This is a genomic window from Staphylococcus sp. FSL W8-1207 (assembly GCF_038003745.1).
GTDB lineage: Bacteria > Bacillota > Bacilli > Staphylococcales > Staphylococcaceae > Staphylococcus > Staphylococcus equorum.
In genome coordinates this window covers 1,818,434-1,834,145 of record NZ_JBBOPU010000001.1, presented here as the reverse complement: position 1 = coordinate 1,834,145, position 15,712 = coordinate 1,818,434, and the positions used below count along the sequence as shown (strand labels likewise).

At 33.2% G+C, this 15,712-nt stretch carries 13 protein-coding genes; 8 read left to right on the top strand and 5 right to left on the bottom strand.

Annotated elements, in window-relative coordinates; all coding sequences use genetic code 11:
• Window positions 1–144: 144 nt before the first annotated feature.
• Complete coding sequence (gene hisC, locus NSR03_RS09315; protein WP_069820635.1) at window positions 145–1,200, top strand: histidinol-phosphate transaminase; 1,056 nt, start codon at window positions 145–147, stop codon at window positions 1,198–1,200.
• A 270-nt stretch (window positions 1,201–1,470) separates the two neighbouring features.
• On the top strand, window positions 1,471–2,019 hold the full coding sequence (locus NSR03_RS09310; RefSeq protein WP_002508308.1) for a 5' nucleotidase, NT5C type: 549 nt from the start codon (window positions 1,471–1,473) through the stop codon (window positions 2,017–2,019).
• A 202-nt stretch (window positions 2,020–2,221) separates the two neighbouring features.
• Here the strand turns inward: NSR03_RS09310 and NSR03_RS09305 are convergent, their stop codons facing one another.
• The 5 genes from NSR03_RS09305 to NSR03_RS09285 form a co-directional block, all read right to left on the bottom strand.
• Window positions 2,222–3,181, bottom strand: coding sequence for a diacylglycerol/lipid kinase family protein (locus tag NSR03_RS09305; protein WP_069820636.1), 960 nt, complete (start codon window positions 3,179–3,181; stop codon window positions 2,222–2,224).
• Window positions 3,182–3,351: 170 nt separating this feature from the next.
• Window positions 3,352–4,860 carry a peptide MFS transporter gene (locus NSR03_RS09300; protein ID WP_064783082.1) on the bottom strand — a complete coding sequence of 503 codons (1,509 nt, stop codon included), beginning with the start codon at window positions 4,858–4,860 and terminating at the stop codon, window positions 3,352–3,354.
• 257 nt (window positions 4,861–5,117) lie between these two features.
• Window positions 5,118–6,632: a peptide MFS transporter gene (locus NSR03_RS09295; protein WP_021339439.1), complete on the bottom strand. Its 1,515-nt coding sequence runs from the start codon at window positions 6,630–6,632 to the stop codon at window positions 5,118–5,120.
• A gap of 290 nt (window positions 6,633–6,922) precedes the next feature.
• Window positions 6,923–7,423 carry a preQ(1) synthase gene (gene queF, locus NSR03_RS09290; protein WP_002508304.1) on the bottom strand — a complete coding sequence of 167 codons (501 nt, stop codon included), beginning with the start codon at window positions 7,421–7,423 and terminating at the stop codon, window positions 6,923–6,925.
• 14 nt (window positions 7,424–7,437) lie between these two features.
• Window positions 7,438–8,325, bottom strand: coding sequence for a DMT family transporter (locus NSR03_RS09285; protein WP_021339440.1), 888 nt, complete (start codon window positions 8,323–8,325; stop codon window positions 7,438–7,440).
• A gap of 710 nt (window positions 8,326–9,035) precedes the next feature.
• On the opposite strand from NSR03_RS09285, the gene nrdI reads away from it, so the two are divergent.
• From nrdI to NSR03_RS09255, 6 genes are all read left to right on the top strand, one after another.
• Window positions 9,036–9,434, top strand: coding sequence for a class Ib ribonucleoside-diphosphate reductase assembly flavoprotein NrdI (nrdI, locus tag NSR03_RS09280; protein ID WP_002512096.1), 399 nt, complete (start codon window positions 9,036–9,038; stop codon window positions 9,432–9,434).
• Window positions 9,397–11,502 (top strand): class 1b ribonucleoside-diphosphate reductase subunit alpha, encoded by a 2,106-nt coding sequence (nrdE, locus tag NSR03_RS09275; RefSeq protein ID WP_064783080.1) that lies wholly within the window; start codon window positions 9,397–9,399, stop codon window positions 11,500–11,502. The genes nrdI and nrdE overlap by 38 nt, the downstream gene beginning before the upstream one ends.
• A gap of 116 nt (window positions 11,503–11,618) precedes the next feature.
• Window positions 11,619–12,587, top strand: coding sequence for a class 1b ribonucleoside-diphosphate reductase subunit beta (nrdF, locus tag NSR03_RS09270; RefSeq protein ID WP_002508300.1), 969 nt, complete (start codon window positions 11,619–11,621; stop codon window positions 12,585–12,587).
• A 330-nt stretch (window positions 12,588–12,917) separates the two neighbouring features.
• Complete coding sequence (locus NSR03_RS09265) at window positions 12,918–13,886, top strand: ABC transporter permease (RefSeq protein ID WP_021339443.1); 969 nt, start codon at window positions 12,918–12,920, stop codon at window positions 13,884–13,886.
• Window positions 13,876–14,835, top strand: a complete 960-nt coding sequence (locus NSR03_RS09260; RefSeq protein WP_069801674.1) for an iron chelate uptake ABC transporter family permease subunit — start codon at window positions 13,876–13,878, stop codon at window positions 14,833–14,835. Before NSR03_RS09265 ends, NSR03_RS09260 begins: the two co-directional genes overlap by 11 nt.
• Window positions 14,832–15,632, top strand: coding sequence for an iron ABC transporter ATP-binding protein (locus tag NSR03_RS09255; RefSeq protein WP_021339445.1), 801 nt, complete (start codon window positions 14,832–14,834; stop codon window positions 15,630–15,632). Before NSR03_RS09260 ends, NSR03_RS09255 begins: the two co-directional genes overlap by 4 nt.
• The last annotated feature ends 80 nt before the right edge of the window (window positions 15,633–15,712 follow it).

Here is a 15,712-nt window from a genome sequence, read left to right as displayed (position 1 = left end):
ACGCTTAATTTATCTGAACTCGTTTTTTTACTAATTACAAATCAAACTGTTTGATGAGGACACATTGATTTTAAACTATTATTGGGTTTATAATAGTTATTAAGTTTTGAAATTTCTGTAAATTTAAGGAGGTCCGAAGCAACAATGAAAAAGCAAATTGAACAATTATCAGCATATGAACCAGGTTTATCGCCTAGAGCATTGAAAGAAAGTTACGGGATTGAAGGTGAATTATATAAATTAGCTTCAAATGAAAATTTATATGGTCCGTCACCAAAAGTTAACGAGGCGATTCAAGCACATTTAGATGAATTGCAATTTTATCCTGAGACCGGTTCTCCATTAATCAAAGAAGCAATCAGTAAGCACTTAAATGTTGATGCATCACGCATATTATTCGGAGCAGGCCTAGACGAAGTCATTTTAATGATTTCACGTGCGGTACTCACTCCTGGAGATAAAATAGTAACAAGTGAAATGACGTTTGGACAGTATTATCATAATGCAACCGTAGAAGCTGCAAATGTAGCACAAGTGCCTATGCAAAATGGATGTTTTGATTTAGAAGGTATATTAGCAGAGATTGACGATGATACGAAACTCGTATGGTTATGTAATCCAAATAATCCAACAGGCACTTATTTTACGCATGAAGAGTTACAACATTTCTTAACACGTGTACCAAGTCATGTTCCAGTAATTATAGATGAAGCCTATGTAGAATTTGTAACTGCGGAGGATTTCCCTGATACATTAGCCTTACAAGAGCAATTTACAAATGCATTTTTATTACGCACATTCTCTAAAGCATATGGCTTAGCAGGCATGCGTATTGGTTATGTCGTTGCAGCTAAAGAAGCGATCGAAAAATGGAATATTATACGTCCACCATTTAATGTAGGACGCTTATCTGAGTATGCAGCGTTGGCAGCATTAGAAGATCAAGAATACTTAGCATCTATTCGCGAACATAACGCGCAAGAGAGAGCAAAATTCTTTGAATTAGCTGTAAGTGATAGATTTTATCCAAGTCAAACAAACTTTGTCTATATCAATACAGACAAACCGCATGATTTATATGAAGCATTTTTAAATGTTGGTTGTATTACAAGAGAATTTCCTAAAGGGGTTCGAGTGACAATCGGTTTTCCAGAACAAAATGATAAAATGATCAAAGTACTTAAAAGCTTTGAATTTTAATTATAATCAATGATGATGACGTTCAACGAGACTAAAGTGTGTATGTAAAGATAAATATAATAAACCAATTCATTTAAGATGATGAGAAGTGTTATGTGAATAGCATTTAACATGGTTTAAATTATATTTATAAGTACAATTTTGGTTTAGTTGAACGTTATTTGCTATACTTAGAAGTGAAAAAAGGAGTTATATGTAGTCGCTTTTTACATAGTGTTTAGGCTATATATAATAAAGATTGAAGCTATTGAAAAGGGAGTAGAGTAGTAAATGACGAGAAAATCGATTGCTATTGATATGGATGAGGTACTTGCTGATACAGTAGGTGCATTACTTGATGACGTGAATAAACGCACGGATTTAGGGATTACATATGAGATGTTAGACGGGATAAAATTAAGACATGCAATGCCTGAGCATGATGGCTTACTAACAGAAATTTTAAGGGAACCTGGCTTTTTCAGAAGATTACAAGTTATGGATGATGCACAAGATGTCGTTAAAAAACTAACTGAGCATTATGATGTATATATTGCAACTGCGGCAATGGATGTACCGACTTCATTCCATGATAAGTATGATTGGTTAAGACACTTCTTTCCATTTTTAGACCCTCAGCATTTTGTATTTTGTGGTCGAAAAGATATTGTTAAAGCGGATTATTTAATCGACGATAATCCTAGACAGTTGAGCATCTTTACTGGTACACCGATTATGTATACTGCAACGCACAATATCAATGATGACAGATTTGATCGTGTGAATAATTGGAAAGATGTTGAGAATTATTTCCTAGGAGATAGTGAGTACAACATTTAACCATTTAAGTGTTTGAGATATGCGTTTTAGATACAAATATATAACAACATAAAAACGGTGTTTTCTACTTTATTTCACGTAGAAAACACCGTTTTTTTAGTTAATTGAGAAACTTATATCTCAGCCACTTTGCTAGTTAAAATATAACGATTTTTGAAACTAAGTGGTTGTTTGTAATTTAAAACATCGCGTTAAAGCTTAATTATTCTGATTCAGTATCGGTCACTTGTTTATGTTCTGGAAGTGTTAGTATTTGAATAGCATCAGGCACAACTTCGATTTGAAGCGGTGTTTTTAAGTCAACTTCACCATCAATGTCAACTTTCATCTGTGGGTCAGTAGCGATGGTGATTTTCTTCGCTAATACATGTTTAATACCATCCGTCATATCATTCCAATTCATACTGTCACGTTGCTTAAATATATCGTTTAAGACACTGGTTCTTTCTTCTGTGAAGATAAATGTATTTAAATAACCATCATTGGGAGATAAATCAGTTAAAGGTATACGACTGCCACCTATGAACGGGCCATTCGCTACTACAAGCATTGTGGTATTACCTTCAATTTCATTTTCATCGACAGTTATTTTATAGTCAAAGTGTTCTGGATTAAGTAATGTTTTCACTGTAGAACCAACGTAACTTAGTTTACCAAAGACATCTTTGTTACCGTTTTGTACATTCTCTGCGTTTTGTACAATCAGCCCCATGCCTACAAAGTTTAAAGCATATTCATCATTTACTTTCATAACATCATAAGATCTTAGTTCTGCTTCTTTAAGTTGTTCACTTGCTACTTTATGACGTGGGTGCAAATTTAATGTTTTTACAAAATCATTAAACGTCCCGCCAGGTATAATACCGATTGGGATATCGAGCTGACTTTGCATCATGCCATTAACGAGTTCATTTACCGTGCCGTCTCCACCTAAAATAAAGATAATATCTACATCATCACTATAACTTTGTTCTTTTATTTTTTTACAATAAGTAATTATGTCTCCTTCATTTTCACTTAATTGGATAGAGAGATGTTTACAAAATGTTGTCAGTGAGGATGCTACATCTCCGAGCCCGTTATATATATCTTTTATACCTGAGTGTTCATGGTAAAATAATACGCCGTGTTTAAATTTTGATTGTGTCAATTTATTCACCATATTTCTTAGAATTTTGATTTACCTATTAAGTTTACCCGATTTTCACTAAAAATAAATAAAAAAGAGCGGAGAATACGAAATCAAAACTTGAAATTTGATTTCGTATTCCCGCTCTCATAGGGCTGACTAAATATCGGGCAGCTACTGTGCAAACTTAAATCATTAAATTATTATTTAACCCCGCGCATACCTTTGACGATTTTTGGTACAAAGGCAAGGATGATTAGGCTGACTACAATCGCAATTACTCCTAGGAATAGGAAATAATTTTTATAGCCAAGTGGTTCGATAAGTTTTACTAAGGTACCGTTAATGGCTTGAGCACAGGCGTTTGTTAGTAACCATAAGCTCATCATTTGTGTGTTAAAGGCTTTAGGTGCAAGTTTTACTGCTGCACTATTACCAGTAGGTGATAAACATAATTCACCAATTACACAAATAACATATGACAAGATAATCCAGTTTACACTTATCATTGCACCACCGGATGAAATGCCAATTAAGCCAATCATTATGTAAGAAGCCCCAGCTAAAAATGCACCTAAGACAAATTTCGTAGCTAAACTTGGCTGACGTCTTGCCATTTTAGCCCAGATAATTGAAAGTACTGGCGCAAGTAATACGATGAATAGAGGATTAATAGATTGGAACCAGGTTGGTCCAAAATCTGTTGTCCATCCAAATATATTTAAAGACATATCACTACTTTCAAGCGCGAAAATGTTGAGCACATTTGCACCTTGTTCTTGAATTGACCAGAAAACCACACCTAAAATAAATAGGGGGATGAAGGAAATGACACGTGAACGTTCATCAGATGTAACTTCTTTACTGCGAATCATAATTGTAAAGTAAATGATAGGTAACGCGACCCCAAGTATCAATACAGTGGTACTTACAATGTTAAATGAAAGTGTTCCAGTTAATCCAGTGATGATTAATACGGCTGCAATAACTATGGCTGAAGCTGCGAATATTAGACCGTATTTCTTTTTCTCACTTTGATTTAAAGGATTCGTAGGCTTCGTTCCTACATCGCCAATGTTTTTCTTATTGAAGATCATATACCAAACTAAACCTAGTGCCATACCCACTGCTGCAATTAAAAAGCCAGCATGGAAATCGCCTGATTTAACAAATTGATCTAATATTAATGGTGAAAGTAGCCCACCTAAATTTACAGACATATAGAAAATAACGAATCCAGCATCCATACGTGTATCATTCTCAGGATATAGTCTACCTACAATATTAGAAATACTTGGTTTCATTAATCCTGAACCCACGATAATAAAGAACATGGAGATGAATAAACCGACGATATCTAACGGTAAACTTAAGAATATATGTCCAATGATGATCAATACGCCACCGTAAAATGTGGCTGAACGCGTACCAGTGATTCTATCAGATATCCAACCACCAAGTACTGAAGTCATATAGATTAGAGCACCATAAACAGCCATGACTGATTGTGCAGTACCCTTGTCCATGCCGAGTCCACCATCTTTGATTGCGAAATACATATAAAAGATAAGTAACGCGCGCATCCCGTAATAACTAAATCTCTCCCAAAATTCAACGAAAAATAAAACCCCTAGACCTTTAGGGTGACCAAAGAATCCTTTTTGTGGAATGGATTGGATGGCTTGGTCTTGGGTTTTGTCCTGATTTTGCATAAAAATTCCCGTCCTTTATTGCTCCCAATAAAAAAATGTATAAAATAGATTTTACTCCTAATAAAACTAAATTTCAATAATATTCTCACAATAACAATATTCGGAAAATTCTGTTAATATTTTAAAGTTATTTTATTTGATTTTAATTTTAAAGCATTAACATTTAGTAAAATTAGTCTTTGTTGATAATGTACACAAAAAAGTAGTGGCACAATGAAGTGACACTACTTTTTTAAATCGTATTTAGTTTTGATTGTTTAGTAAACGCCTTTCATAGCACGTCTTACTTTTGGTGAAATCATAAGTAATAGAATACCAATGATTACAGCGATAAGACCTGAGTACATAAAGTAGTCACTTTGATTCATCTTTGTATAGACAACAACAAGTTGAGCGTTAAGCCCTTGTGCAGTTGCATTACTTAGCATCCATAGGCTCATCATACGTGCAGTGAACGTTAGTGGTGCTAATTTAGTAGTTGTAGATAAACCTACTGGTGAGATACAAAGTTCACCAATCGTAATCAATAAGAAACTTAGTACAAGCCATAATGGATTGATTAACGCGTTGCCTGTAGCTAATGGAATAATCATAATTAAATAGGAGAAGCCCGCGATAATCGTGCCGATAGCAAATTTATGTACGGTAGGCGGGTTGTACTTTCCTAATTTCATCCAAAGTGTTGCGAAAATTGGCGCCAAGAGCACAATGAAAATTGGATTTAATGACTGCGCCCATGCTGCAGGTATTGAAAAATCAATTAAACCATTTGTTAATTCTGACATTTCTAATTGTGTTTTTTTATCTGCAAATGTTGCAAGTATCGTTGAACCTTGTTCTTGAATCATCCAGAAAGCCACGGAAGTAATATATAAAGGTACATAACTATAAACACGTGAACGTTCATCTTTTGTTATATTCTTACTTAATATCATATTAAGGAATATGTATACCGGTAATACAATACCTAACAGTGTAATTAAGAAACTAAAGTTACCTAATGTTAAGGCATTATTTAAATGTAGAATCCATAAATATATTAAGAATAATACGATAACGCCAACAGTAATAAGTACGAATTTTTTGATTTCTGGTCTTGTTAACGGTATTGGCACATTGCGACCAGCTAACCCTAAATTCTTTTTACGTTTGAGTGCAAAAACGATTAGACCAAAAAACATTCCAATTGCTGCTGCTAAAAAACCAGCGTGGAAACCAATTCTAGTTTGCAATTGCCCAGTAATTAAAGGTGAAAGCAAAGCCCCTAAATTAATCCCCATGTAAAATAACGTAAATGCTGCATCACGTCTTGGATCATTGCGTTCGTATAATTCACCAACGGTAGTAGAGATATTTGGTTTTAATAACCCTGTACCTGCGATAATTAGAAGTAAAGCTATCATTGCTGCTGTTAAATTACCCGGAATGGATAATAGGATATGTCCAAACATGATGAGGAACCCACCATAGAAGACGGCATCTTGCGTTCCAGTAATCCGATCTGCAATCCACCCTCCGATAAGACCAGACATATAAATTAAAGTTCCGTAAATAGCAACAATTTGCATAGCGACTGCTTGGCTAAGCCCGAAGCCACCGTCAGCAACACTATAATATAGATAGAAAATTAATATGGCTTTCATACCATAGTAACTGAATCTCTCCCAAAACTCAGTCAAGAATAGTGTGCTTAGTCCTTTTGGATGTCCGAAGAAACCTTTGTTTGGAATGCTTTTCATGATTTCTTCGTGACTATGATTAACTTTTTTCATAATTTCCCTCCCCTTAAATGGTTGGATTTATTCTATACTGTTTTCATAAAAAAAACAAGTGTGTCCCTGAATTATTCAAATGTAAGTAAATTTTACACTATACATTTAAAAATTATAAAAATAGGGTGAGAATATCATATTAGAGTTTAGTAATTTATCCCCGTGAAAGCATACAAAAAACCATCGGCTAAATCATGTGACTTAGTCGATGGTTTAATGATGGTAGACATATATTAATATCCCAAAATTTCAATCCTTGTAGGTGAGGAGTAGAAAAAAATAGTAATTTATTATCTATTATCTATTTTTTCTGGATAAAGGTCATGATTCATTAAACGATGTTCTGCCATTTTTTCATACTTAGAATCAGGACGGCCATAGTTTGTATATGGATCTATTGAAATACCACCACGCGGCGTGAATTTGCCCCAAACTTCAATATAATGTGGATCCATTAAATCAATTAGATCATTCATTATAATGTTCATACAGTCTTCGTGGAAGTCACCATGGTTTCTAAAACTAAATAAATAAAGCTTTAACGATTTAGATTCTACCATTTTAATATTAGGAATATAAGAAATATAAATCGTTGCGAAATCAGGTTGGCCTGTAATAGGGCATAATGATGTGAATTCTGGACAATTGAATTTCACAAAATAATCGCGTCCAGGGTGTTTGTTATCAAATGATTCTAAAACATCAGGTCTATAATCAAAATCATATTTATTGTTTTGATTACCTAATAATGTAATATCTTCTAATTCTTCTTTATTGCGTCCTTCAGTCATTGCATATCGCTCCTTTAGCGTTTAGGTTTTTGTTCTTCTTTTTGAATTGTAAGTGGTTGTCGACGTGCTTTTTCAAACATATAGTAACTGGCACCTATAATAATAATATAGCCTAAGATAGCGAATGAATCTGGTGTTTCGCCGAATAATATAAAACCAAATACTGCGGTAAATATAATAGATGCATACGTGAATATTGAAATATCTTTAGCTGGTGCGTAACTATAAGCCAGTGTTATACCAATTTGTCCTGCAGCAGCTGCTAATCCTGCACCGATTAAATAAACAACTTGCATCGTAGACATGGGTTCAAATGTAAACACAGTAAAAGGTATCAATACTATAATGGAAAAGAATGAAAAATAAAATACAATAGTGTAAGGTGCTTCACGTGTACTCAATGCTCTGACACACGTATAAGCACTTGCTGCAAAAATACCAGAGAATAACCCGCCCAATGCAGGAATCATAGTGGAGGAGAATTCTGGTTTAACAACAAACAACATACCAAAAATGGCTACAATCATAGCTACAAATTGATAATTACGTACTTTCTCATTTAAGAAGATAATACTTAGTAGTATCGTCCAAAATGGATTGAGCTTCATTAATGTATCTGCATCACTTAAAAGCATGTGATCGATAGCGTAGATATTAAGTAACACACCAATCAATCCCAACGTTGAACGAGAAATCAATAAAGGTTGACTACTTAATTTGCCAAATAAGGGCTGTTTATACTTTAAAATAAAATATAATGGTATAAACATTGCTACTAAATTTCGAGCGAGAGACTTTTGAAATACAGGCAAGTCACCGGCTAATCGGAAGAAGACAGTCATAAAACTAAAGCCAACTGCTGAAACTAAGATAGCAATGATACCTTTAACTTTAGGATTCACATGTATCGCCTCAATTTTTAATTTTTAACGTATTCATATTAGCATATATGCTCTGAAGATGTATATATGGTTGAAAATCGAAGAGAAATATATTAAGATATAAATACGAACAAACGTTCTATTATTTAGGGTGAATCTTTTACTTATAAGAATAGAATATATGATATTGACACATTGTATTTCACACAATGTATAAAATGATTTTGTGTAAAAGACGACACATCAAGCATTGCAAGATTTTTATGAAAAGCAAATAATAAAACCTTAAAATCACAAAAAAATAATTTTTGATTCATGAATATCACTTTAAGGTTGAATTGGTGCCATTTCTATTGATTATTCAACATTTTGTCGTAAATAAAAGCCTTTTAATAATCTTCTGAGTTATGTATAATGAAACACATAATATAGTATTGATGACTAGGACGAAACACAATATATAGTGTTTTATTACGTGGTCAATTTATTTATAATAAATCAAAATTTATGTAAAATCACACTGTTTTAGGCTCTTAAACATGACAAATCAAGCATTAATACTTAATTATTGAGTTTTTACATAACTACATATAGATATAGAAATTACTATATATTGTGGTTAGTTCGAGAAACTAAGTTATTTTGATTTTTCAAAGTGTCTTTAAGCATTTAAATATAATACATGATTTTATCATAATAAGATAAATATATTTTAGAAAGTAGGTGATCCGATGAAGGTTGTATATTTTTCATTTTCTGGCAATGTGCGTAGATTCATAAAGCGAACTGAACTTACCAACGTAATGGAAATCACACAAAATAATTGTTCTGAAAGAATGGATGAGCCTTTCATATTGGTCACTGGAACAATAGGGTTTGGCGAAGTACCGCCACCTGTTCAGTCATTTTTAGATATTAATCACGACTTATTACAAGCTGTTGCAGCTAGCGGAAACCGAAACTGGGGACAAAATTTTGCAAAAGCTGGGCGATCTATTTCGGAACGGTATCAAGTTCCATTATTAATGAAGTTTGAATTACATGGCACAACGAACGATATAAGCGAATTTAAAGATAAGGTGGGGCATTTCAATGAAGATTATGGACGAGAAGAAATACAATCATATTGAATTAAATAACGAAGTTACCAAGCGCAAAGAAAATGGTTTTTTTGATTTAGAAAAAGATCAAGAGGCATTAGCAGTCTATCTAGAAGAGATACAGGATAAGACAATTTATTTTGATACTGAACTTGAACGTCTTCACTATCTCGTTGATAATGATTTCTATTTTGATGTATTTGCTAAATATTCAGTGGCAGAATTAGAAGAAATCACTGATTATGCTAAAAGCATTCCATTCAATTTTGCGAGCTACATGTCTGCAAGTAAGTTTTATAAAGATTATGCATTGAAAACGAATGATAAAAGTCAATATTTAGAAGACTACAAGCAACACGTTGCAATTGTTGCATTATATTTAGCAAATGGACATAAAGCTACAGCTAAACAGTTTATTTCTGCAATGGTTGAACAACGTTATCAACCTGCAACACCAACATTCTTAAACGCTGGACGCGCACGCCGCGGAGAACTTGTATCTTGTTTCTTACTTGAGGCAGATGACAGTTTAAATTCTATCAACTTCATTGATTCCACAGCGAAACAATTAAGTAAAATTGGTGGCGGTGTTGCGATTAACTTGTCTAAATTACGTGCGCGTGGTGAAGCAATCAAAGGTATTAAAGGTGTAGCAAAAGGTGTACTACCTGTTGCAAAATCACTTGAAGGTGGCTTTAGTTACGCAGATCAACTAGGACAACGCCCAGGTGCTGGCGCAGTATATTTAAATATCTTCCACTATGATGTTGAAGAGTTTTTAGATACGAAAAAAGTAAACGCTGATGAAGATTTACGTTTATCTACAATATCAACAGGTTTAATCGTGCCGTCTAAATTCTTTGATTTAGCAAAAGAAGGTAAAGATTTCCATATGTTTGCACCACATACTATTTATAAAGAGTATGGTGTGACATTAGATGATATTGATCTTGATGCATATTACGATGAACTTGTCGCAAATCCAAATATTGATAAAAAGACAAAAGATGCACGTGACATGTTAAACACAATTGCTCAGACACAATTACAATCTGGTTATCCTTATTTAATGTTTAAAGATAATGCTAATAAAGTTCATGCAAACTCAAACATTGGCCAAATTAAAATGAGTAACTTATGTACTGAAATTTTCCAATTACAAGAAACTTCAATTATTAACGATTATGGCACAGAAGATGAAATTAACCGTGACATCTCTTGTAACTTAGGTTCGTTAAATATCGTTAACGTAATGGAATCAGGTAAATTCAAGAATTCAGTACACACGGGTATGGATGCATTGACTGTAGTAAGTGATGAAGCAGACATTCAAAACGCACCAGGTGTAAGAAAAGCAAATAGTGAGTTACATTCAGTTGGTTTAGGTGTAATGAACTTACATGGTTATTTAGCGAAAAATAAAATTGGCTATGAGTCTGAAGAAGCAAAAGACTTTGCTAATATCTTCTTTATGATGATGAACTATTATTCCATTGAACGCTCAATGGAAATTGCTAAAGAAAGACAAGAAACTTATAAAGACTTTGATAAATCAGATTATGCCAATGGTAAATATTTTGAATTCTATACTTCACAAACATTCGAAGCGAAATTTGAAAAAGTACGCAAATTATTTGATGGTTTAGAGATACCATCTCCAGAAGATTGGAAAGCATTGCAAAAAGAAGTTGAAGCAAATGGTTTATTCCATGCATATCGTTTAGCAATTGCGCCAACACAAAGTATTTCTTATGTACAAAATGCGACAAGCTCTGTTATGCCAATCGTCGATCAAATTGAACGTCGTACTTATGGTAATGCTGAAACATTTTATCCTATGCCTTTCTTATCACCAGAAACAATGTGGTACTATAAATCAGCATTTAATACAGATCAAATGAAATTAATCGATTTAATCTCAACGATTCAAACACATGTGGACCAAGGTATTTCTACCATTCTTTATGTTAATTCAGAAATATCAACGCGTGAACTGTCTCGACTATATGTTTACGCACATCACAAAGGATTAAAATCGTTATATTATACTAGAAATAAATTGTTAAGCGTTGAAGAATGTACAAGTTGTTCGATATAGAATTTTAAGTAACGGATAAGCAATGTGGTTTTTTACAAACAGCCTAGTCTTTTATATAGATTAGGCTGTAAATCACTGCTTAATTAAATTTTTACTGGATAGGGGAATTTATCTAAATGAAAGCAGTCAATTGGAATACGCAAGAAGACATGACAAATATGTTTTGGCGACAAAATATTTCACAAATGTGGGTAGAAACAGAGTTTAAAGTATCAAAAGATATTGCAAGTTGGAAGACTTTATCTGACGCAGAAAAGAACGCCTTCAAAAAAGCTTTAGCAGGTTTAACAGGATTGGATACACATCAAGCAGATGACGGTATGCCACTTATCATGTTACACACAACGGATTTACGTAAAAAAGCGGTCTATTCATTTATGGGTATGATGGAACAAGTCCATGCTAAAAGTTATTCGCATATCTTTACAACGTTACTACCTTCCAGTGAAACGAACTATTTATTAGATAAATGGGTTTTAGAAGAACCACATTTAAAATACAAATCAGATAAAATTGTAAATAACTATCACAAACTTTGGGGTAAAGATGCGTCTGTATATGATCAATATATGGCACGTGTATCAAGTGTATTTTTAGAAACATTCTTATTCTATTCTGGTTTCTATTATCCACTTTACCTTGCAGGACAAGGAAGAATGACAACATCGGGTGAGATTATACGTAAAATCCTATTAGATGAATCTATCCACGGTGTATTTACAGGTATGGATGCACAAAGTATGCGTAATGAACTGTCAGAAAGTGAAAAACAACAAGCAGATCAGGACATGTATAAGTTGTTAGATGACTTGTATAAAAACGAAGTAGCGTACACACATTCACTATATGATGAAGTAGGAATAGCAGAAGATGTACTAAATTATGTTAGATATAATGGTAATAAAGCATTAGCTAACTTAGGCTTTGATTCATACTTTGAAGAAAAAGAATTTAACCCAATTATTGAAAATGCGTTAGATACTTCAACGAAAAACCATGACTTTTTCTCAGTTAAAGGTGACGGTTATACGTTAGCGTTGAATGTTGAAGCATTAAAAGATGAAGACTTTGTATTTGAAGATTAAAATAAAATTGTTGCAGTTATGTAATTTGGTTAAGTCTGTTTAAGACTGCCCAGATAACATGACGCTACAAGAAAATACTAGGAACAATGCTTCCTATTTTAAGAGCTGCTAGATTTTCCGAAAGGAGAATTTGGTGGCTTTTTATTTGGTGAAAATAATTTGGAAGGTCATTTTTTTACATAATTTACGAATACTTTTACTAAAATGGCCTATTGCTATTGAATTTACCGCCAAAAATGTTAAAATTTTAATATAACTATTGATAATGATTATCAAAACCAATAGTGTTTATGAATTTATTGTACATCGAAAGGATTAGGTTACCTCATTATGAAATTCTTACTTAATGGTATTGTCCTATTTATCATTTTATTATTATTAACTATCCTTTCTCTATTTATTGGTGTCAGTAATGTTTCAATTACAGACATATTCCACTTATCTAAAGAGCAAATAAACATAATTGTATCTAGTAGGATTCCGAGAACGGTAAGTATATTAATTTCTGGAAGCACGTTGGCACTTGCGGGATTGATTATGCAACAAATGATGCAAAATAAATTTGTTAGTCCAACAACTGCAGGAACGATGGAGTGGGCTAAGTTAGGTATTTTATTATCGCTGATCCTATTTCCAGAAGCAAATATTATTATTAAATTAGTATTTGCGGTCACGCTAAGCATTGGTGGCACCTTCCTGTTTGTGAAATTAGTTCAATTTATTCGATTTACTGATGTCATTTTTATTCCACTCTTAGGGATTATGCTCGGTGGTATCGTTTCTAGTTTCGCTACATTTATTGCCTTAAGAACGAATGCGGTACAAAGTATCGGAAACTGGATGAATGGGAATTTTGCCATTATTACAAGCGGGAGATATGAAATATTATACTTAAGCATTCCTTTATTAATACTTACATATATATTTGCGAATCAATTTACGATTGCTGGGATGGGGAAAGATTTTAGTAATAATCTAGGTGTTAATTATGAAAGAATAATTAACGTCGGTTTATTTATTACTGCAACAATTACTGCATTAGTAGTTGTGACAGTTGGAACACTTCCATTTTTAGGTTTGATTGTTCCCAATATCGTTTCTATATTCAGAGGAGATCATTTAAAAAACGCATTGCCACATACAGCAATGTTAGGTGCTATTTTTGTAATGTTTTCAGATATAATCGGCAGAATTGTTGTGTATCCTTACGAAATCAATATTGGATTAACAATTGGTGTTTTTGGCACTGTTATTTTTATAATCTTGCTGATGAAAGGACGACATAACTATGCAAACTAGCCCTAAAACAAAACTATCTATTTTATTTGCAGTAACAGTGGTAGCTGCAGGTCTTTACCTTGTGATAGGTATTGATTTTGATATTTTCCAGTATCAATTTTCTAGCCGATTAAGAAAATTAATACTGATGATATTAGTCGGAGCCGCAATCGCAGCTTCAGTAGTGATATTCCAAGCGATTACAAGTAACCGGTTACTAACACCTTCAATTATGGGACTTGATTCTGTATACATGTTTGTGAAGGTTCTAATCGTGTTTGCATTTGGCGTACAGTCTGTATTTGTTACTAACTTGTATCTCAGTTTTGCTATTTCATTATTAGTAATGATTGTTTTTTCATTACTTTTATTTCAAGGTATCTTCAGAATTGGTGATGTTTCTGTTTATTTCATCCTACTCGTAGGGGTTATACTCGGGACCTTTTTCAGAAGTATTACTGGATTTTTAGAATTAATAATAAACCCAGAAGATTTCTTGGCTGTACAAAGCTCCATGTTTGCAAACTTTGACGCATCTAATACTAAATTAGTAACGCTCTGTGGTGTTATATTAGTTATTCTCATTTTGATTACGATGCGGGCTATACCATATTTAGATGTGCTTTTATTAGGAAAAGATCAAGCAATCAATTTAGGTATTTCATATAAAACGTTAACGAGATTATTGCTAATACTCGTTTCAGTGCTTGTATCTGTTTCAACAGCACTCGTTGGTCCGATTACATTTTTAGGATTATTAACTGTTAACTTAGCACATGAATTGATGAAGACATATGAACATAAATACATATTACCAGCAACTATTCTAATGAGTTGGCTAAGTCTATTCATAGCACAAGGTGTAGTAGAGAATTTATTCCAAGCAACGACGCAAGTAAGTATAATTATTGATTTAGTAGGTGGAAGTTACTTCATTTACTTATTAATAAAAAGGAGACATGCGAATTGATACGAGTACAAGGGCTTAATAAAAATATTCAAGATAAAGAAATTTTAAAAGATATTAATGTTGATATAAATAAAGGACGACTCACTTCTATGATTGGACCAAATGGCGCTGGGAAAAGTACATTGTTAGCCGCAATTACACGCCTAATGGACTTTGAAGATGGCTCTATAGAAATCGAAGGTAAATCAATTAGTGATTATAAAAGTAATGAATTAGCTAAAAGATTATCGATACTTAAACAATCTAATCATACCGAGCTCAATATTACGGTAGAGCAATTAGTCAATTTTGGACGATTTCCATATTCTAAAGGTCATCTCAAACAAGAAGATAAAGAACAAGTTGAATATGCGTTGGAATTGTTACATCTTAAAGAGATTAGAAATCGCTATATAAAAACACTATCTGGTGGGCAACGTCAACGTGCATATGTAGCCATGACAATTGCGCAAAATACAGATTATATCTTGTTAGATGAACCATTGAATAATCTTGATATGAAACATTCAGTTCAAATTATGCAAACATTACGACAACTCGCAAAAGATTTAAATAAAACTGTAATCGTTGTTATTCACGATATTAACTTCGCTTCTTGTTATTCAGACGATATTATCGCTTTAAAAGACGGTGAAGTTGTCAAAGCAAGTACAAAAGATGAGGTTATTCAAACAGATACATTAAAAGCTTTATATGACATGGATGTAAGAATTGAAGAAATCCGCGGTCAACGCATTTGTGTGTATTTCGATGAGCTCACAGCAACTCAAGATTTAGAGCTCGCATACTCAATGTAATTCCATTCGTAACATTTGAAGGGAGTGATGCAACTGTAACGTGGTTATACTTTTTAAGGGCATAAAAGGAATACATCATT